Genomic DNA, 20278 nt, shown 5'->3' on the forward strand with positions numbered 1-20278 from the left:
AAGACCAAGCTTAGGTTTCAGCACACCAGAGCTTGGTCTTTTAACATGAATTAGACGTATTAAGAAACTTGAGTTTCTTTCGTTAGAATAGGGGCAGCAGGATCTTCTGCCAGAACATTATCCTTTGTCTTCGAGAGGAAGATATTCAGCACAATCGCTGTAAGGGAACCGGATACGATACCGTTTTGCAGCAGCATCCGAGCGAATTCAGGCAATTGATCGAACATTGCAGGTACAGTTGCCGAACCCAAACCAACAGCGATACTACAAGCGGCAATCAGCAGATTACCATCCTTACGCAGATCTACCTCTGACAGAATCGACATCCCGGAAACAGCAACCGATCCGAACATCACGATCATCGCTCCACCCAGTACGGCATTGGGAATAACTGTTGTCAGAGCCGCCAATTTAGGCAGTAGTCCAAGCACAACCATAATCCCGCCGGCTGCAAAAATAACATTCCGAGTTTTGACCCGAGTCAGCGAGACCAGACCTACATTTTGCGAAAATGCTGTGTACGGAAATGCATTAAAGATCCCGCCCAGCATAATCGCCAAACCTTCCGAACGCAGCCCGTTTACGATCTGCTTTTGTTCCACTTTCTGATCCGTCACTTTACCAATCGCAAAGTAAACACCTGTGGACTCCACCATACTAACAATATTAACAATGATCATAGTGAAAATAGCCGTAAGATTGAACTGAGGCCATCCGAAGTAGAAAGGCTGTGCAACACTTACCCAAGAGGCTTCACCTACTGTAGAGAAACTAACAATGCCCATTCCATAAGCAATAATTGTACCCACTAAAAGACCTATCAAGACAGAGACCGAGCGAAGAAATCCTGTAGTAAAACGGTTAACCGCTAAAATGACCAGCAGCGTGATCAGTGCAAGCAACAAATTGCGGGGATTCCCAAAATCAGCGCTGCCTTCTCCGCCAGCTACGCTATTCATAGCTACAGGAATAAGAGATAACCCAATAATGGTCACGACTGAGCCCGTTACTATCGTTGGGAAAAACCTCAGTAGCTTCCCATAAAGGGGGGCCGCCAGTACCACGAATAAACCAGATAAAATAATTGCTCCGTACACCGTCGCCAAATTGTTGGCACTGCCGATAGCGATAATCGGCCCTACTGCCGTAAAGGTACATCCAAGAATAACCGGCAGCCTGCTGCCAAAATACTTAGTGCCCATAATCTGCAGCAAAGTAGCTAACCCGCAAGTAAACAAATCAGCTGCGATAAGATAGGCCATTTGGGTGGCATTCAGGTTCAGCGCGTTCCCTACGATCAGCGGAACAACAACTGCTCCGGCATACATCGCCAGTACATGCTGAAATCCTAACGCAAATACTTTTTTCTTGCTTAACATCTCGCACTCTCCTTGATTGGCTCTTTTGAACTTTCATTATCAATGAAGTGAATTTCACCTGGTGACATAGATGTAATCCGGGCTAAAGCATGGACTTCTATCCCTCTATCCTCGAGTAGACTCCGGCCTTCTTGGAAGCATTTTTCAATCACACAACCAACGCCAAGGAGTTCAGCGCCAGCCTCTTGCACGATATCAACCAGTCCAACAAGAGCAGCACCAGTAGCCAAAAAGTCATCTACAATAAGCACCTTATCGCTTGGTCCGATATATTTTTGCGAGACACTAACCATATAATCCTCTTTGCGTGTAAAAGAATGTACCGGCGCGGAATAGACCGCTTCAGATAAGGTCACTGCTTTCTTCTTCTTCGCATATACAAACGGTACGCCTAAGGCGATGGCCGTAGCCATGGCAAATTGAATGCCACTCGCTTCAATAGTGATGATTTTAGTGATAGGCAAATGTCCGAACAACCGCTTGAACTCCTGTCCAATTTGTAAGGCAAGCTCCGTATCCACCTGATGATTCAGAAATGAATCTACCTTTAGTACCGTATCTGATAAAATAAGACCCTCTTGTCTGATGCGCTCTTGAAGTACCTTCATAGTAAACTTGATCTCTCCTTCTGAATTAAAAACAAAAAAAGGACAAATCCCTTGAGTCGTTTCTCTCAAGTGAATTTGTCCTTCTGGGTTTTTGTCCCTTAGTGGTGTAACACTGCATAGTGTCCGCATCGCTCGGTCCAGTCCTTCCATAGTCAGGAAGCGGAACCCTAGATGCGCTATTTCACTCATAGTCGGATAATTACATTGGTTATCCGGTAGAAACTTATGGGCCATATTCCCAAGATTATATGAGTTGACAAGCAAATATAAGGATAATGTATAATGTGAAACTTATATTTTTATAAATGTTCAATATGAATACCTTGTATATCTTACACGCTCTGTCTGGTGCTTACAAGCAAAATTTTAAGCAATTTACATGCCATTTTCAGGTTATTTTCACGAAATTCAATTGTTTACATTTAGTAGTTAGTACTCCAATATCGTCTGCGCTGTTTCTTGGGTCGTTACAAGTACATTCATATAACCCCCATTTAGTGCCCCAAGGATCCCCGTTACCTTCTCAAGTGACTCCGCTACACCAATCGAATACCGTGCTTGCTTGATCTGCTCCAGCTCAATAGTCAGCGTTCGATCCGATATTCCGGTATGCACGGGAATCCCGTTGCCATCATAGAATCGTGAACAGATATCACCAGCGACCTTTCCATTCTCCAGCTCAGCAATCACTGCATCACCATAAAAACCGCGCCACGCCTCTTCCCCTTTCATTTCCGGCGATCCGATGCCGAACATAGCGATATCCAGATGGTCCCACGCCTTGGCAATGGTCTGATAATACTGCGAATTCATCAGTTGATCTCTAGTTTCCTTTTGCTCCGTGATCGCTGGAACATCAATCATTAACGAGCGCGCACCCCATTTTAGAGCAGCTTGATAACAGATGTTATTTACATGGTACCCGCTCTCCATCTTTCCTGATGGGCCGCCGACCGTAGGTACACAGGTTACAAATGGTCTCTGGGCTTGTGTTAGGCTTTCTACAACGCTAGCTAAGCTGCTTCCCCAAGAAAACCCAATCGTATCTTTCGGGAGAAGCACTTGCTCGAGCCATCTCGCACAGGCTTGTCCTATAGCTTTGCGTTTAATCGTGCTGGACTGTGCAGGATCTACCTCCACAACAATGGCTTCCCGTAGCCCGAACCGCTCCTTCAACTCCTGCTCCAATGTAAAATGATCGCCAGTATCGTAATTAATAGTTATTGTAACGATCCCTTCTTCACGTACCCTCTTTAGCATCCTGCTGATAGTGGTACGATATATACCAAGTTGGCTGGAGATTTCACTCTGCGTTAAATTCTGTTCATAATACATTTGTGCTATTTTAATAAGCAGCTTCTTATCTTCTTTTCGATCCATGTTACAACGCCCCCGCGTATTCAACAGTTTGACGGATTTAGACCCCCCCGCTATACTGTAGACGATTGTTTTGCACATTTATTATTATATTGCACAAATGTGCTTAATATCAAAACTTTTATGAAGATGAATGGTTCAGATGGAATCAAGGTATCTCTAAATAAAAACAAAAAATCAAACAAGTGAGGTGCTGGAAATGAACCCTTTAAAGTGGGCAATTGTCGGTCCAGGAAGTATAGCTGCCGAATTTGCGGCTGCGCTGAATGAAACGGGAGGAACGTTGTATGCGGTTGGGTCGCGAAGCTTGGAGAAAGCACAACAATTCGCTAATCAATATGGAGCCACGAAAGCTTATGGCAATTACAGTGAAATGCTGCAAGATCCTGCAATTGATGTAGTGTACATCTCTACGCCACATAGCAATCATTATGAATACATCATTGAAAGCTTACAGAATAACAAACATGTTCTCTGCGAAAAAGCAATCACGGTGAACAGCAAACAACTTCAAGAAGTCACCCGACTTGCCGCTGAAAAGGATCTGGTTGTGGCCGAAGCTATGACCATCTACCATATGCCACTGTATAAGAAACTGCGGCAGCTCATTGATGACGGCATCATCGGGCGCCTCAAAATGGTGCAGGTCTCCTTTGGCAGCCATAAAGAATATGATGTGAACAACCGTTTCTTCAGCAAAGATCTGGCGGGCGGAGCACTGCTGGATATTGGGACATATGCGCTGTCCTTCACAAGATTCTTCCTGTCCAAACAGCCCCATGAGATTCTTACTACGGTAAAACAATTCGAGACAGGAGTGGACGAGCAATCCGGTATTATTCTTAACAATGCGGCAGATGAAATGGCGGTAATCTCCCTTACAATGCGCTCCAAAATGCCTAAACGGGGGGTGGTTGCAGGAGAGCTCGGATTTATTACCGTAGACAATTTCCCGCGGGCCAGCAAAGCCACCATTCAATATTTGGATGGCACAGTAGAGACGATTGAAGCTGGAGATACAGCCAAAGCTTTGCAATACGAGATTGAAGATATGCAGCGGTATATTGCAGATAAAAGCCATAAAGAGACCCTCAACCTCTCCTTGGATGTCATGGACATTATGAGCAATGTCCGGGAGCAATGGGGGATCAAATATAGCTTTGAATAAATAAACCGTTTAGTAGGCAGCTAACTTAGGCAAATGATTGTTTTTCGAGGTAGATCGCCCGTATTCATCACTTATTCCCCCCATCTGCATTAATGTTAATGAAGTCAAAGTATGGGAGAGTGAATATGGGTGGCCTATAAAAGAGACCGGATCGTTGTCATTATTCAAAAAGGAAAACGGCGCATAATTACAAGGACCCCACTCCACGGAGTGGACAGATTAGTCTTTGTCATCAACAATCAATATACGAACGCCCCCAACACTACACAAATTGCAAGCGGTGCAGGGCGCAGCAGCGCAAGCGGCAATAATGCCGCCATTGCTTCTCCCTATACACGCCAACAACAAAGTGTCGGCGCAGGCGGTGATGCGACTAACCTAGGCAGCGGGGGCTACAAACGCGGCAAAGCTAAGCCCCTCTTATTATATCCGTATCGCAAAGAAGTTGTGGTCGTTATCAATACCCAGACGGTTAAACTGCCTAAACGGAGCCAGAATGCCTCCGCAACTCAGGTAGCAAGCGGAGGCGGAACGTTCAGCACCGGTGGAACAAACTCCGCTATTGAAAGCCCAGGAACAAGACAGCAGCAGGCGGTTGGTGGAGGATCGGGTGGGCACGCCACTAACAAAGGCACAACTAAACGGCGCCACCTCAAACAACGGTCTCGTTAACCCTATTGGGACTATATAACAAGCATAGCAAAAAGCATGGGCAAACCTGACGAGATCAGGGTGCCCAAGCTTTTTGCGGTTTGGCGAGTTGCGCTATAGGTACTTTTTAGTACCTATAGCACTTTAAAGTACGTACTATACTTAATGGACAGATCTCTTCATAATAGCACTTACCGGCCGGTGATTAACACAGCGTAGGAGTGAAAGAAATGTCCTTAGATAAAAAAAGAAGCACCTTGGCGCTCTTAGCTCTAGCCATTAGTGCCTTTGCGATTGGTACCACTGAGTTTATCAGTGTGGGGCTGCTGCCTCTAATCGCCACGGATCTGCATATACCGGTAACCACAGCCGGGTTGACCGTTACTTTATACGCTTTAGGAGTAACTTTTGGCGCACCCATCTTAACGTCGCTAACCACGTCGATATCGCGCAAAACCTTACTGCTAAGCATTATGATCGTCTTTATTATCGGCAATAGTCTTGCGGCGGCTGCGGACGGAATTACATTGCTGTTAATCGCGAGAGTAATTTCCGCTCTGGCCCATGGCTTGTTCATGTCGATTGCTTCGACTATTGCCGCCGATCTCGTGCCTGAGGATCGTAAGGCCAGTGCCATTGCCATCATGTTCACTGGACTTACAGTAGCTACTGTTACGGGCGTTCCACTAGGTACGTTCCTTGGCCAACAACTCGGCTGGCGTGCTGCATTTGTTGCTATTATTGCTATCGGGCTTATAGCACTCATCGGCAATCTGATCCTTGTTCCTTCATCCGGGCTGCGCAAAGGCACCCATACACCCCTTCGTGAGCAAGTTAAGCTGGTCACCAATGGGCGTTTACTGCTTGCCTTCGCAATTACGGCTTTGGGCTATGGGGGCACATTTGTAGTCTTTACTTATTTATCACCCCTTCTGCATGAGATCAGCGGCTTCAAAGAGAATACAGTCGCCGTAATCTTGCTTGTATACGGCATTGCGATTGCCATCGGGAACGTGATTGGAGGTAAAGCCGCCAACCGCAAACCGATGAATGCTCTATTCTATATGTTTGCAGTCCAAGCTGTCGTCTTATTTGTCTTAGCTTTTACCGCACCTTACAAGGTTGCCGCACTGATTACGATCTTCTTTATGGGACTGTTAGCTTTCATGAACGTGCCCGGCTTGCAAGTACATGTCGTTACGCTTGCAGATCGATATGCGCCAAGTGCACGAGATGTAGCTTCTGCATTAAATATTGCTGCTTTTAACGCTGGTATTGCCATTGGTGCGTACCTTGGCGGCATCGTCACAGATCATATGGGACTGATTCATACCACTTGGGTAGGTGCCATCATGGTTCTGTCCGCTGTATTACTAACGGCATGGAGCCGTGCTCTGGAGAAGAAAGATGAGGCTCCTCTCCAGACTAAAGCTGCTTAAAGAGCAGTCCATTAACAACCCAAACAAACTTTTAAATATCTTAGGAGGTTACTTTATTATGGCTCAACATCTACAGGATACAACTACATTACACAACGGTGTAAATATGCCTTGGCTAGGGCTTGGCGTATTTAAAGTGGAAGAAGGCGCAGAACTGATACAAGCGATCAAATCCGCTATTAGACACGGTTACCGCAGCATTGACACTGCCGCAATTTATGAGAATGAAACAGGCGTGGGACAAGCCATCCAAGAGGCTCTGCAAGAGAACAGCTTGTCCAGAGAAGAGCTTTTCGTAACCTCAAAGGTCTGGACCGCAGATATGGGCTACGAAGAAACCATTGCCGCCTACGAGACTAGCTTAGCTAAACTCGGACTTGAATACCTGGATCTGTACCTTATTCACTGGCCTGTAAAAGGAAAATATAAAGAGTCTTGGAGAGCGCTTGAAACGTTGTATAAAGAGGGCCGGGTAAAAGCCATTGGGGTCAGCAACTTCCAGATTCACCATCTTGAAGATGTACTGAAGGATGCTGAGATTAAGCCGATGGTCAATCAAGTTGAATTACATCCTTATTTGAATCAGCAAGAGCTGCTCGACTTCTGCAAAGAGCAAGGAGTCCAATTAGAAGCTTGGTCTCCGTTAATGCAAGGTCAATTGTTCGATCAGCCTGTACTGAAACAAATTGCCGTCAAACATGACAAATCCGTCGCTCAGGTTATTGTCCGTTGGGACCTGCAACGTGGGATTATCACCATTCCTAAGTCTACTAAAGAACACCGGATCATCGAAAATGTAGACGTGTTTGATTTCAAATTATCTGACGAGGATATGACTCTAATTAACTCTCTCAACCAAGATCAGCGGGTAGGTCCAGACCCAGATCATTTTGATTTCTAAGGGATTACGCACCTTGCACTAACACTATAAGCACCGGCAACACGAGAAACGAAGCAAGCGTCGTCCACAAAATACATTTGGATACCAGCTCCGGTGAGGCATTAAAACGCTCGGCTAGCACGACGGCGTTGACGGCAACTGGCATAGAAGCCAAAATCAGCAGCACAGAGAACAAGGTTCCGGTAATTTGCAGGATCGATAATCCGAGGTAAGCCACTAGCGGCGCTAAGATTAATCGAATCGACAGCCCAGTCCAAAAAGTAGACTGACCCTTGCGTGCGGATGGCATGTTTCTCACTTTAACCATCTGTGCGCCAAGGATCGCCAGTACCACCGGTGAATATCCTCCAGCTACCAAGGCAACCCCTGTAGCCACCTCTGCCGGCAAATGCAGGCCAAAGATACGGAGAAAAAGGGCCAACAGAGCTGCGTAAATGGCAGGAAGTGAAAAGACCGATTTTACTGCATTTTTTACCGAGAACTGAGATCTTGCTGCAAAATAAACACCTATCGTATTCACGATAATCATCTGTCCGATCACATATACAGAGGCCTTATCGAGACCAAGCTGTCCGAAAGCTAGCAACACCAGCGGAAGTCCATAATTCACGCTATTCGTAAACGTTGAAATCAAGGTCAGACCGGATACTTCGGATGGATCTAGCTTCAATAATTTGCCGACTATATTCGCAATCGCCCATAAGAAGATTAGATTTAGAAGCGAAAAGGCGAGCGTCTTATAAATATCATTCATGGATATCTCGGCAGTAGCCAATGTATTTAAAATAATTGCCGGCGTTAAAAAGTATAGATAAAGCGTCAATAACGGCTTCGTATCCAGATTCTTAAACCGCCCAAGTAGCGCACCCACGATCACAGGAATGGACAAAGGCACGATGACTTGGTATAACGTCGATAACACACTTTGGATCATGAATAGAACTCCTCTGCTGTAGGTTACTTCAAACTATAAACGCAACAGCACAGAACGTCTAAGATATGAAATCAATATACCTCATAGCCAAAACCTATCATACCAGCAAAAAAGCTCCCAACCCTTACAAAGGGTTGGGAGCTTTTCGGTATATTGTTACATCATTTTGATCTCAAGCAACTCATATTTAATGATGCCCATCGGTGCATTTACACTAACAATATCGCCGACCTTTTTACCCAGCAATTCCTTGCCTAGCGGGCTTTCATAGGAAATCTTGTTATTAAGAACATCTGCCTCAGCAGCTCCAACAATTCTATATTCGATCTTCTCCGAATATTCGATGTCATTCAGAATAACAATACAACCCATACTAACCTTTGACAGATCCATTTGGCTCTCATCCACGATCTTGGCTTTGGTCAACATTTTCTCCAGAATCATAATACGAGTCTCCATGAACGATTGATCGTCCTTGGCCGAATGGTACTCACTATTTTCCTTCAAGTCTCCATAGCTGATCGCCAATTTAAGCCGTGCGGCCAATTCCTTACGCCCTGCGCCTTTCAATTCCTTCAGCTCTTCCTCTAATTGAGCCAACCCTTCTTTGGTCAAGAACACTTCTTCATTAGACATGTATACAACTCCTATTTTGGATGCTTTATAATATTTTAACCGATATATCCCAAACTTGCGAAAGATCTTACAAGAAGAAACAACATTGTCGTCCTTAAAGGACGACAACCGTTTCTCATAGAAATATAAAGATACTTTAAAGTACAAAACATATAAATGCTTATATTTTAAAAAAATCCCTGCCACAATTGAACATTGGGCAAGGAGGTCAATGCTGCTTAATTATTCTGGCAAATGCTCTTTACAAAAAAGGAGTAACGCTTCTTCCTCGTCCTCTTCCATATCGAAATCGAGCAGTTGACCTGAAGTTGTCTCCTGTAGATCATAACTTACGATGCTGACTTGATCTTCATCCACCTTAATAATCGCTCTAGCGGATACTCCGTTCTCTACATACAGCTCATCATCCTCTGGAACGTCCAGTTGAACGACAAATTCATACCGTTTACCGGTTAGTATACCGAAAGGATCTTTTACATTCTCCACATTGTAGCCCGTAAATGTCAACATAACTCAATCAACCTCTTTTCCTAATACCTGCCACGTCATTGTATCACAAAAAGTAACATATTGTTGTCGAGGTAGTCCGTCAAGCCATGGCTTTGGATTTCTTGATTTGTTTGCTTCGCAGCTGTCCGCAGGCAGCATCAATATCCACACCATGCTCCAGACGAGTGCTTACGCTGACACCCTGCTTCTTCAAGGTATCAAAAAAGGCCCGCACCGTCTCCCGCTCGCTTCTTTGATATTGGCTGTGTTCATCCACCGGGTTATAAGGAATCAAATTCACATTGACGAGTGGGCGTCGATCGCCAATCAGCTCGGCCAGTTCAAGCGCATGCTCTCTGCCGTCGTTTACATCCTTCATCAGAATGTATTCCAGCGTAATTCTCCGCTTGGTTTTCTCCAAATAATAATCTATAGACTCCATTAGCTTCTCTATTGGAATGGCCTTGTTAATCTTCATGATCTGCGTCCGCAGTTCATTATTAGGGGCATGCAAAGAAACCGCCAGGTTCACCTGCGTATTCGCATCCGCAAATTCAACGATTTTGTTAGCCAATCCGCTCGTTGATACGGTAATCCCTCTACCTGCAATTGCTAGTCCCTTGTGATCTTTGACAATCGCCAGGAAATCGAGCAGGTTCTTGAAGTTATCGAATGGCTCGCCAATGCCCATCACTACGACGTGACTGACCTTTTGATCCAGGTTCGCCGCATCCAGATGCTGCTGGACCTTCATAATCTGCTCCACAATCTCTCCGCTGGAGAGATCCCGGCTCTTCGCCAATAGCCCACTTGCACAGAAGCTACAGCCGATATTGCAGCCCACTTGCGTGGTTACACATACAGACAAGCCGTATTTCTGTCTCATAAGCACTGTCTCGATCAGGTTGCCATCCTTTAGGCGGAACAGGAACTTAATCGTTCCATCCGCAGATTCCTGCTTCACATGTTCTTCCAAGGTATGAATGACAAAATTCCGCTCTAATAATTCTACACAATCTTTATTTACATCGAGCATTTCCGAAAAGTCTGTAATCCGCTTCCGATAAAGCCAATCCCAGACCTGCGTAGCCCGAAACTTTTTATGTCCACGTTCTAACAGCCATGCCGCCAGTTGATCAAAAGTTAATCCATAAATGGATTCTATATTCATTCGTTATCCTCTTTTCAAAACGTTAAAGTTCAGACCATCACTACTCATTGTCTCAAATTTTTTTTATTAAAACAAGGGGAGTTATTGGGTTGTGTCGAAGTTTACACCATTAAAGTCTGTTCTATGAACATGTATCTAAGGAGCGATGGAATCATATGGGTTCAACAAGAATAAAAGCAATCAGCCTCACCCTTCTAGCTGCCGTTCTAATCCTTGGCGGTTTTTTAGTGTATATTACTCTCACTGACTATAAACCACAGGAGATTACTACACTTACTGTAAACAATAATCCGCAGCAAGTAATGAGGCAGGGAGAGTCCTTTTCTGTAACTACCTTTAATATTGGCTACGCCGGGTTGGATAAAGGCCAAGATTTCTTTATGGATGGCGGAACAAAGTCACGCTCAAGCAGTAGGGAACAAACGAAGATAAACCTTGAGGCCGTAGCGTCCCTTATGACAGTTACAGACTCGGACCTGTTCATGCTGCAGGAGGTCGACATCGATTCTTCCCGTAGCAACGGTATAGATGAAGTCTCTTACTTGTCGAATAAGTTCGCTGATTACAGCAATGTTTTCGCGACCAACTACAAGGTACCTTGGGTACCGCTTCCTGTTCTTGATCCGATGGGCTCGGTGAACAGCGGTTTATTAACTTTATCCCGTTTTAACAGCACAAGTAATATTAGATATGATCTCCCGGGCAAAGAAACCTGGCCTCGCCAACAGTTTGATCTCGACCGTGCTTTTGTGGAGAGCAGATTCCCCGTTGATAATGGAAAAGAACTGATTCTAGTCAATCTTCATTTATCAGCCTTTGACCAAGGCGGAACGATTCGCAAACAGCAATTGGAGTATTTATCGGCTTATATCAAGAAGGAGAATGACAAAGGGAACTACCTCATCTTAGGGGGAGATTGGAACCATTCCCTTCCGGGTACAGCTCCTGATGCTTTCGAGACAACGCAGGATTGGCCGCAATGGCTGCAAGAATTCCCTGAACATTTTCAACAGGGCTTTCAGTGGGCTGTAGATGCCAAGGTACCCTCCGTCCGGACGCTCGATGTTGCCTATACAGAAGGTGTGAATTTCCGCGCAGTGATTGATGGCTTTCTAGTCTCACCAAACGTCAGCATAAGCGGCGTACAGGGTCATGAGTTATCCTTCGAACACAGTGATCACAACCCTGTAACAGCCACTTTTATTCTGCAATAACATGGATTCTCTGATTCTATTTAAAAACAACAAATTTTAGGTTTTTCTCTTGGAAATACTTAATGATAGCGGGCAAAGCTTCTACAGTAATCTTCTTTTCGTGAAATAGATAGACTCCGCCGGACGGATCGGCATGATGAACATATTGAAGAATATCCTCTGGGTTCTTGACGTTCCAATCCTCGGGATCACGATTCCACAATAATACCTTCATCTGCTGTTCCGTCACCTTGGCGGTTAACTTGTCATTGATCGCCCCATATGGCGGCCGAAAAATAGTAATCGGTGATTGTGTAATTTCCTCCAGCGCCTGATTAGTCTTCGCCAAGTTAATCCGGTTCTCCTCAACGCCATTAGCAGTCATTTTGCTATGATCCCACGAATGACTCCCAACCGACATCTTATGCTCATTAGCATACCTAACGGCTTCCGCATTATGAGCTACCTTATTCCCAATGAATAAAAAGGTGGCAGCCACCTTATGTTCTACTAGAATATCTACGATCTCTTTCGTATACTTTGACGGTCCATCATCAAATGACAAGGCAACATAACCCTTCGGCAAACTATACAAAAATTCATTCTCGGGTAATTCATACTTTTCGTACGGTAATGTCTGTTCTTGAGGAGGGACTGAAGGTTCTGGTGTAGGCTCAGCTTGCTGGTTATGAACCGATATCGTCTGCGCTAGGGTAACGAACGGTACCGAAAGTAATGGCTCAGAGTCGGCCCCTAATACGGGTTCCTCCAGCGCTTCAGCACTATCTACGAGTTGTCCATCCATTCGCAGAGGTAACACAAATATCAAACAAGCGAACATGAGACACAGCAGTGCAACCAGTCCAATTCGTTTGGTCTTCTTTCTGCTTATCCTATGCCCTGGTTCTGTAGAGGGAAGCATGGTCTGAACTACCCTCTCCTCTTCTACTTGAGGATAGTCCTGCTGCTTTAATTGAAGAAGTTGGGTTACATAATTTTCAGAACAGGCAAAATACAATGTTTCGCTGTAAGCTCTGTTCATTATAATCAGCGTGCTGTAGTAACTATTCCGAAACGGATCCCACTTCGGATACAGCGACAATCTCATTCTCCCTCCGGAAAAGGGACCTAGCGCCTTCAATTGTTCGTATGTAAATTCATCTATGGTGAGCTTGCTTCTTGCGTACCCAACATTACGGGTTAGACCTACCTCAATCTGATAACCGGCCTGTTCATGCTCAAGCGACAGTAACTCAATCATTAGAATGGTGTCCGGTTCCTTAGATGCCATGAATCCTATGTATCTCCGTTTCCATCGTTTCGATCCGTCAGACTACTGCCACTCCCAAAAGGAACCGTCATCCGATTGGTGAAATCGCTGATCATACCCGAGAGATACGCCTTTTCTTGGCGAATCGTATCGTACTTTTGTTTTAGATGTGCATTCTCAATCTCAACCCGTCCGATTTTCTCTTCCAGATCATTCATCTTTTTGAGTTTCTCTGCATGGGCTTCGTTATGTTTTTGAATCAGATTTACATATTTTTGCTGCTCCAGCTCAATGGTACTCTTCAATTCCTCAATCTCAGCTGTGAGCGTAGTTTGAAGCTCCCGGTAATCCTCCAGCACTTGATCGACCTTCAAATTTCTCTCAATCAACTTATGCTCAAGCTCGCGGACATTCTTTTCTCTTTCCTCAATAACCTTATTGAGGTTCTTCATATCCCGGTTTAAGCGCTCCACATGACTGCTGGAATGGGTTAACCGATCCTGAAGCTCATTAATATTGGTCTCCGCATGTTGTCTGGCCTGAATAATCTGCTCCACGGAGAAGATCAAATCGAGTGATTTTTTATCAAGCTGAGCTTTGCCTGTAGTAACCAATCCAGCTATAGTCTCGTCTGAGGTCTTTTCTTCTATTTCTTCGACCTGTTCATCTAATAATTGTACCTTTTGAACCATATCCGACTTGGATTGCTTATCTACTGAATCTTTCTTTTTAAAAAAGGGGGAAATCATCGATTTTATCACCTCAATTATAAAAAAATGTCAAAAAATGTCGAGTGCCCACGAGTCTATTATAGTTTACTTATCTTGTATGTAAGTGAGCCTTTATATCTAACTTTCTGAAATGCACCTAAAGACCTATTCTCTTCTGCAAAATAAAAAAAGCACCCCTTCGGGTGCTTTGATTTCAATTGAATTTATCGGGAAATTGTTTGATCAATCCCTCGGTTAAGATATCTGCGAACATGATCATATGCTCCAGCCCTTTATCAAATGCGGCAATTTCGGCATCCCAATCCTTTTTAACTCTAGCTGTCACGTCATCAGTAATCAATTCCAGATGTTCATGAAGCATTTCCTTTAATTGTTCATAAGAATATTTGGGGTTCTGGCTACTAAGAAACTTGGCAATGTCATCAGCGTTGGCATACCACTCTTTATTGTATTTTTCCACATCGCCTGATTTCCAGCCTTTACAGCACCTAGAACTTTTCCGGCAATAAGAATATGCTCCCGCAATAATTGAGCCAGCTTATCTCCAACTGCCTCACCGTAATACGGTTTAAAGACATCCCCTATGTCCTGCTGATTCTGTAACAGCCTTGCCAGTACCTTATCCTTGTCCTCAGAATCTGCAAAGGCGCTAACAATGTAGTTCTTTGTCCATACCACATGATCGATCCATAACTTCCTAAGATTATCCTTAAGCTCAATTACGGAGGGGGTTAAGCATTGCTTGTGGGAGCTCTTTTTCTCTTTAGCTGCTGCAGCATCGGCAATTGTAGGTGTAACACTTACAACCAGAAACATACACAATAAGGTTAGCTTCAACATCAAATACTTATTTTTCAATATGACCTATCTCCTTGTGAACAGTGATGGATTTGAATATCTTGTATATTGTGCACCTTTACTTCCATTTCATTCGCAACTATTCTCAGAACACAAAAAAGCACCATCACGTGGACGGTGCCTGGGTCTTACTTTTATCTAAACATCACTTTATCTACGTTGTATTTAGATTTCAGTTCATTAATGATATAGGTTTCATAGATCTCTCTATGAACTGGACTTTCGATCAAACACACATCAATTCTGGTGACCTCGTCCCGATGTTGCTTGATGTCAGATACGGTGTCTTCAAAATGTTTTTTAATTCTTGGTCTTAGCTTTCTCGCTTTACCTACAAACAACAACTCATCCTGATCATTGTAGAACATAAAGATACCGCCGTAATCTCTCGGAATCAGGTGAAAGTCCGTAAATCCGTAAATATTGCTTAACTGCGGGTTAATTTGTTTAGTAATACTAACATCCGCTTTTGGAATCGTTATGTTGATCATTAGCTCACGTCCTCTTTCTATATAGGAGTAAATAGTATCATAAATCGCTAAGTAAGACCATTCAATCTGGCGCAGTCAAATAAATACAATAAAAGCAAGTTCGATTGATCTAATGGAAATATCACTAAAAATTATGGCATTATTCAAAACCTTCCTGCCCAAGGGTTGCGGTCTTAGACAGTAGAGGATTATAAATAAAATAGAGGCGTTTGCATCATGATATATAGATATTTGTCATCTAGGAGGATTTGATTCATGGCAGTAACAGACCGGCAAAAAATAGTAGATAGCGTCCCGCAAAAGGGTTTCTTCGGACATCCTAAGGGACTTTTCACCCTTTTCTTCACAGAATTTTGGGAGCGTTTCTCTTATTATGGCATGCGAGCTATCCTTGTCTACTACATGTATTATGAAGTGAGCCAAGGCGGTCTCGGATTACCTGAAGATATGGCACTTTCTATTATGTCTATCTATGGATCGCTTGTATATATGTCAGGGATCATTGGAGGCTGGCTTGCGGATCGGCTTCTCGGGACTTCGAGGGCTGTTTTCTACGGTGGTGTTTTAATCATGTTCGGGCATATACTACTGGCTATTCCAGGCAATACCACATTGTTTTTTGCTTCGATGGTTTTAATCGTACTCGGAACGGGTCTACTGAAACCCAATGTTTCAAGTATTGTCGGCGAAATTTATAGCGAGCAGGATAACCGCCGTGACGCTGCCTTCAGCATTTTTTATATGGGCATTAACCTGGGAGGATTTCTCTCCCCACTAATTGTTGGCGCAGTAGGCATGAATAATTTCCATCTAGGTTTCTCGATTGCCGCAGTCGGAATGTTTGTTGGACTAGTCGTTTATATTATGACTCGCACAAAAAATCTGGGTTTGGCCGGTACGATTGTACACAACCCTATTCCTGCAGATCAGAAGAAAAAGATCTTTACTTGGATTGGTGTAGGATTAGTTGTACTTGCGATTTTGATTACGATCGGCATTCTTACCGGAGTGCTTACCTTTGAAACATTAATAAAAATAGTAGGGGTATTAGGCTTACTTATTCCTACGATGTATTTCATTATGATGTACCGCAGTCCCAAAACAACAGCCGTTGAACGGTCAAGAATTCTCGCATACATTCCTTTATTTATCGCATCGATTATGTTCTGGGCGATTCAAGAGCAGACTTCCACAGTTCTAGCTAGTTTTGCTGATAAACGGACCCAATTGGATTTTGCAGGTTTACACATTTCTCCTGCTTGGTTCCAATCGCTTAACCCGCTGTTTATTATCACCCTCGCACCTATATTTGCCTGGTTGTGGTTAAAGCTCGGTAACCGTCAACCCTCGATTCCGCAAAAGTTCTCGCTTGGTTTATTGTTTGCCGGTTTATCCTTCCTGGTGATTCTAGTACCTGCTTATTTCGGTGGAGCTAATTCACTTGTGAATCCATTATGGCTGGTACTCAGCTATTTTATCATTGTAATCGGGGAGTTATGCTTGTCCCCTGTGGGCTTATCAGCAACGACCAAACTGGCACCGGCGGCTTTTACCGCTCAAATGATGAGTATGTGGTTCTTATCGAATGCCGCTGCCCAAGCAATTAATGCTCAGATTGTGAAGTTCTATACCCCGGATACCGAAATGATGTACTTTGGAGTAATTGGTGGAGTGGCCCTTATCCTTGCGCTTATCCTCTTCCTATTCTCTTCCAAAATTCAGAATTTCATGAAAGGGATACATTAAACACATCCAAAGGCTGCCCGAGATCTTCTCGGCAGCCTTTTTTGGTTTCCTATAGTTATCCAGCCTCTACACCAGAAACATGGCGACAATCGTCGTGACTACCAGCCCAATGAGTACAGGCTTAACATTCCGTCTCGCCAGCTCAAAGGGGCTTACTCCGCAAATAGCGGCCGCCGGAATCAATGCCCACGGAATCAGCGTGCCTCCACCTACCCAAATTGCAGCTACCTGACCCAGCGCAGTTAAAGTCGCCGCATCGGAATGTGTGGCCACCGCAAACAATTTCCCAATAGACCCGGCAAGTGAAATGCCCGAGAACCCTGAACCATCTAGGCCTGTAATGGCTCCGGTTATAGTTGCGGTCACAGCACCCACTGCGCCGTTCAGAGGAACGTTATGAGCTAGAGCGACCCCTAGATCATTTACAATCCCCTGAGATGCGGCAGGCAGCACTTTGCCGAATAATTCGGCAAACGCCGAATCCCCCAGATAAAAAAAAGCGGCAATCGGTATCACAGGACCAAATACTTTGAAGCCAAACGTAAGTCCATCAATCAGATAAGAGGTTACTTGCTCCAATCCTTTATTACGATGTGCCAACAAGGTTACTACAACCAGAATGAATACCGCAGTACCACCAACTAAGGCAGTTGCGTCTCCACCCTGCAAATCGAGCAGGAACATGCCTGCTACATCGGCTAAAAACAGGATGGGAATGGCGATTGCCAGCAATTTTTTCAATGCTGGATGAATCACCGCTGGATCTTCTGCCGTATCATTCTCTGCAGATAACGCACTCACGGCACTTTTCCCGGCAATAAGCCCGTCTCGCCAAGTTCCCTTCTTCTGATCTCTGCGCATCATCCAGTATGCCGTTATCGTAGTCACCACGCCCATAACAATTACAAGCGGAACACTCGCCTCCATGACACTGGTCACTGGAAGTCCGGCCGCATCTGCTGTTAGTTTAGGTGCACCTTGGATAATGTAATCACCTGAGAGCGCAATCCCGTGGCCAAATAAATTCATTGCCATCGCCGCTCCAAGAGCCGGCAGTCCCACTCGAATGGCAACCGGCAGCAGCACAACCCCGATCAAGGCCACTGCGGGTGAAGGCCAGAAGAACCATGAGGTGACCATCATAATCAGACCGATTCCCCAAAAGGCTATGAACGGTGTGCGCAAAAAGCGGGTAAGTGGAGCAACCATGATCTCGTTAATCCCCGTGCGTGTTAATACCCGGCTCATGGCTACTATGATCGAAATAATCATGATTGTACCCATTAGCTCCTTGGTTGCATATACAAAAGAGTTGAATACACCTGTGACTGAACCACTGACGGTTTCCGTGGCTAACCACCCAAGTACAAAGATGCCCGCAATACAGATCATCGTTGTGTCCCGTCTCTTGATCAGAAGTGCCATTATAAATACGATAAATGCCAGATATACATAATGGAGCGCTGTTAACTGGATGCCCATCTCTGCACCACACCCTTCTCCTACTATCCGAGTGCTATATGGTATGCAGGGGTGTAGGCTAATGTTCAGTAGAAATGGGCCTAAAACAGCAAAAGAAGCCGTCCCGTGCGTAGAGAAAATCTACGTATGGGACGGCTTCTTAATGTTTCTTAATTAGAGATTATTATTTAGCTACAACTCCGCCATCAACCGGCAGCTCAACACCTGTAATGTAAGAAGCTTCATCAGAAGCCAAGAACAATACAGCTTCAGCTACTTCAGAAGCACGTCCAACACGTGGCAGCGCAGTCTGAGACATAAAGAAGCTATGCATTTTTTCGTTATTTACAAATTCAGCACTCATTGGGGTTTCGATAAATCCTGGGTGAACAGAGTTCACACGAATGTTATCTTTACCAAAGTCTACAGCTGCTGCTTTACTTAGCATACGAACTGCACCTTTAGAAGCTGTATAAGCACCAGCACCGCTGCTGCCAGTCAAACCTGCGATGGATGAAATATTAACGATGGAACCACCTTTATTGTTCTTCATTTGAGGAACAACATGCTTCATGCCAAGGAATACGCTGCTCACGTTGATGTTCATTACTTTGTTCCATTGATCAACAGTGGATTCGAGCAATTGAACCGGGAATGAGATCCCTGCATTGTTTACCAAAATGTCGATTTTCCCGAACTTGCTAATCACATCTTCTACAACCTTGATCCAGTCTTCTTCGGAAGCCACATTATGTGCATAAGCTGCTGCTTGTCCACCATTTGCTTCAATTTCCTTCACAACTGCTTGTACGGCAGCCTCGTTAATATCAGTGGCTACAACTGTAGCACCCTCTTTGGACAATAAAAGGGCTTCTTCACGGCCCATACCGCTGCCTGCACCTGTAATAATTGCTACTTTATTAGTTAGACGATTCATAATTAGGTCTCCTCTATAATCGTATTGTGATATAATATTTGAGTGATGATAGTCACACTATCACTGTGATATACATCATATCATTTTTGCAAAAGAACTACAACCACTCCTTGCTTAATCCAATAAACGGTGGATATAATACTAATAATTGAAAATCCCAATCAAAAAATGGAAGGGTCTAGCCCTCATGAATCCTAAAACACGATACGAAAAAGAAAGATCCGATGGTAAACAGCAACGATTAATTACGATCCTCGAATCCGCAGAACGAGTATTATCACAAAAAGGAATCGAAAAGTCGACGATGCAAGATGTCGCAAGCGAAGCCAATATCGGGATTGCGACGTTATTTCGCTATTTTCCCAGAAAAGAAAAACTCGTAGTGGCTGTAGCCACCCGAATGCTGGAGCCTATGCTCGATCATTTTAAATACGTAGCGGACTTGCCCCTTACTTGTCTTGAACAAATCGAGAAATTATTTGATTTTTTTATTCAGGATCAAAATCATCTAAGTATTATTTTTATGGTCAATTTCGAAAGCTACGCCTCACACTCAAGTGAACCTGTTGAGGATGTTCTAAGTTTCAATGCACTCAATCGCAAAATTTGGCATGAATACTCCAGGATCATTCAAAATGGGGTAGAAGACGGCTCTATTCGTGCGGGTCTCCCCGTAAAAGAGACCTTAATTACGCTCATGAATAGCTTTGCCCTCTTTTCCAGAAAACTAACGATGAAAAAAAACATTCTCCTGCTGGAATCGGATCTAGACTCCGACGATCAGCTTGAGCTGCTTAAACAAATTTTTCTGGATCATTTAAAAGCCTAAAAAGCGCCA

19 protein-coding genes, 1 pseudogene and 1 riboswitch are annotated in these 20278 nt (G+C 44.2%); of the genes and pseudogenes, 7 read left to right on the forward strand and 13 right to left on the reverse strand.

Annotated features, from left to right (window positions below; all coding sequences use genetic code 11):
* Positions 1 to 59: 59 nt before the first annotated feature.
* From NSQ55_RS29255 to NSQ55_RS29265, 3 genes are all read right to left on the reverse strand, one after another.
* Positions 60 to 1379, reverse strand: coding sequence for a nucleobase:cation symporter-2 family protein (locus NSQ55_RS29255; protein ID WP_076105084.1), 1320 nt, complete (start codon positions 1377 to 1379; stop codon positions 60 to 62).
* Positions 1373 to 1987, reverse strand: a complete 615-nt coding sequence (locus tag NSQ55_RS29260) for a xanthine phosphoribosyltransferase (RefSeq protein WP_036682464.1) — start codon at positions 1985 to 1987, stop codon at positions 1373 to 1375. Before NSQ55_RS29260 ends, NSQ55_RS29255 begins: the two co-directional genes overlap by 7 nt.
* A gap of 168 nt (positions 1988 to 2155) precedes the next feature.
* Positions 2156 to 2259, reverse strand: a riboswitch (purine riboswitch).
* 157 nt (positions 2260 to 2416) lie between these two features.
* Positions 2417 to 3367 (reverse strand): sugar-binding transcriptional regulator, encoded by a 951-nt coding sequence (locus tag NSQ55_RS29265; protein WP_339170450.1) that lies wholly within the window; start codon positions 3365 to 3367, stop codon positions 2417 to 2419.
* Between the two features lie 196 nt (positions 3368 to 3563).
* Between NSQ55_RS29265 and NSQ55_RS29270 the strand changes: the two genes are divergently transcribed.
* The 4 genes from NSQ55_RS29270 (at position 3564) to NSQ55_RS29285 (ending at position 7523) form a co-directional block, all read left to right on the forward strand.
* Positions 3564 to 4532 carry a Gfo/Idh/MocA family oxidoreductase gene (locus NSQ55_RS29270; protein WP_339170452.1) on the forward strand — a complete coding sequence of 323 codons (969 nt, stop codon included), beginning with the start codon at positions 3564 to 3566 and terminating at the stop codon, positions 4530 to 4532.
* Positions 4533 to 4691: 159 nt separating this feature from the next.
* Positions 4692 to 5204: a hypothetical protein gene (locus tag NSQ55_RS29275; protein ID WP_248549042.1), complete on the forward strand. Its 513-nt coding sequence runs from the start codon at positions 4692 to 4694 to the stop codon at positions 5202 to 5204.
* A 209-nt stretch (positions 5205 to 5413) separates the two neighbouring features.
* Complete coding sequence (locus tag NSQ55_RS29280) at positions 5414 to 6622, forward strand: MFS transporter (protein WP_076105088.1); 1209 nt, start codon at positions 5414 to 5416, stop codon at positions 6620 to 6622.
* Positions 6623 to 6680: 58 nt separating this feature from the next.
* Positions 6681 to 7523, forward strand: a complete 843-nt coding sequence (locus NSQ55_RS29285) for an aldo/keto reductase (protein WP_339170455.1) — start codon at positions 6681 to 6683, stop codon at positions 7521 to 7523.
* Between the two features lie 4 nt (positions 7524 to 7527).
* Here the strand turns inward: NSQ55_RS29285 and NSQ55_RS29290 are convergent, their stop codons facing one another.
* The 4 genes from NSQ55_RS29290 to rlmN all read right to left on the reverse strand — a co-directional run bounded on the left by NSQ55_RS29290 (position 7528) and on the right by rlmN (position 10753).
* Positions 7528 to 8457, reverse strand: a complete 930-nt coding sequence (locus NSQ55_RS29290; RefSeq protein WP_248548924.1) for an AEC family transporter — start codon at positions 8455 to 8457, stop codon at positions 7528 to 7530.
* Positions 8458 to 8613: 156 nt separating this feature from the next.
* On the reverse strand, positions 8614 to 9093 hold the full coding sequence (greA, locus tag NSQ55_RS29295; RefSeq protein WP_036682220.1) for a transcription elongation factor GreA: 480 nt from the start codon (positions 9091 to 9093) through the stop codon (positions 8614 to 8616).
* A gap of 222 nt (positions 9094 to 9315) precedes the next feature.
* Positions 9316 to 9603 carry a DUF6509 family protein gene (locus NSQ55_RS29300; protein WP_036682221.1) on the reverse strand — a complete coding sequence of 96 codons (288 nt, stop codon included), beginning with the start codon at positions 9601 to 9603 and terminating at the stop codon, positions 9316 to 9318.
* 79 nt (positions 9604 to 9682) lie between these two features.
* Positions 9683 to 10753 (reverse strand): 23S rRNA (adenine(2503)-C(2))-methyltransferase RlmN, encoded by a 1071-nt coding sequence (rlmN, locus tag NSQ55_RS29305; RefSeq protein WP_339170461.1) that lies wholly within the window; start codon positions 10751 to 10753, stop codon positions 9683 to 9685.
* 155 nt (positions 10754 to 10908) lie between these two features.
* Between rlmN and NSQ55_RS29310 the strand changes: the two genes are divergently transcribed.
* Positions 10909 to 11967, forward strand: a complete 1059-nt coding sequence (locus tag NSQ55_RS29310; RefSeq protein WP_339170463.1) for an endonuclease/exonuclease/phosphatase family protein — start codon at positions 10909 to 10911, stop codon at positions 11965 to 11967.
* A gap of 16 nt (positions 11968 to 11983) precedes the next feature.
* Here the strand turns inward: NSQ55_RS29310 and NSQ55_RS29315 are convergent, their stop codons facing one another.
* The 4 genes and pseudogenes from NSQ55_RS29315 to NSQ55_RS29330 form a co-directional block, all read right to left on the reverse strand.
* On the reverse strand, positions 11984 to 13237 hold the full coding sequence (locus NSQ55_RS29315; RefSeq protein WP_339170466.1) for a polysaccharide deacetylase family protein: 1254 nt from the start codon (positions 13235 to 13237) through the stop codon (positions 11984 to 11986).
* 5 nt (positions 13238 to 13242) lie between these two features.
* Positions 13243 to 13965: a hypothetical protein gene (locus NSQ55_RS29320; protein WP_076181874.1), complete on the reverse strand. Its 723-nt coding sequence runs from the start codon at positions 13963 to 13965 to the stop codon at positions 13243 to 13245.
* A gap of 175 nt (positions 13966 to 14140) precedes the next feature.
* Positions 14141 to 14805 (reverse strand): annotated as a pseudogene (locus NSQ55_RS29325) (glycosyltransferase).
* Between the two features lie 134 nt (positions 14806 to 14939).
* Positions 14940 to 15296 (reverse strand): nucleotide excision repair endonuclease, encoded by a 357-nt coding sequence (locus NSQ55_RS29330; RefSeq protein WP_036682230.1) that lies wholly within the window; start codon positions 15294 to 15296, stop codon positions 14940 to 14942.
* Between the two features lie 255 nt (positions 15297 to 15551).
* On the opposite strand from NSQ55_RS29330, the gene NSQ55_RS29335 reads away from it, so the two are divergent.
* Complete coding sequence (locus tag NSQ55_RS29335; protein WP_076124120.1) at positions 15552 to 17042, forward strand: peptide MFS transporter; 1491 nt, start codon at positions 15552 to 15554, stop codon at positions 17040 to 17042.
* A 66-nt stretch (positions 17043 to 17108) separates the two neighbouring features.
* Here the strand turns inward: NSQ55_RS29335 and NSQ55_RS29340 are convergent, their stop codons facing one another.
* Both NSQ55_RS29340 and NSQ55_RS29345 read right to left on the reverse strand, forming a co-directional pair.
* Complete coding sequence (locus NSQ55_RS29340; RefSeq protein WP_248548920.1) at positions 17109 to 18524, reverse strand: hypothetical protein; 1416 nt, start codon at positions 18522 to 18524, stop codon at positions 17109 to 17111.
* Positions 18525 to 18687: 163 nt separating this feature from the next.
* Positions 18688 to 19440 (reverse strand): SDR family NAD(P)-dependent oxidoreductase, encoded by a 753-nt coding sequence (locus tag NSQ55_RS29345; protein ID WP_038573803.1) that lies wholly within the window; start codon positions 19438 to 19440, stop codon positions 18688 to 18690.
* 187 nt (positions 19441 to 19627) lie between these two features.
* Between NSQ55_RS29345 and NSQ55_RS29350 the strand changes: the two genes are divergently transcribed.
* Positions 19628 to 20269: a helix-turn-helix domain-containing protein gene (locus NSQ55_RS29350; RefSeq protein ID WP_076105092.1), complete on the forward strand. Its 642-nt coding sequence runs from the start codon at positions 19628 to 19630 to the stop codon at positions 20267 to 20269.
* Positions 20270 to 20278: the final 9 nt, after the last annotated feature.

Origin of the sequence: Paenibacillus sp. FSL H7-0943, assembly GCF_037963265.1 — a bacterium.
Taxonomy (GTDB): domain Bacteria; phylum Bacillota; class Bacilli; order Paenibacillales; family Paenibacillaceae; genus Paenibacillus_AQ; species Paenibacillus_AQ odorifer.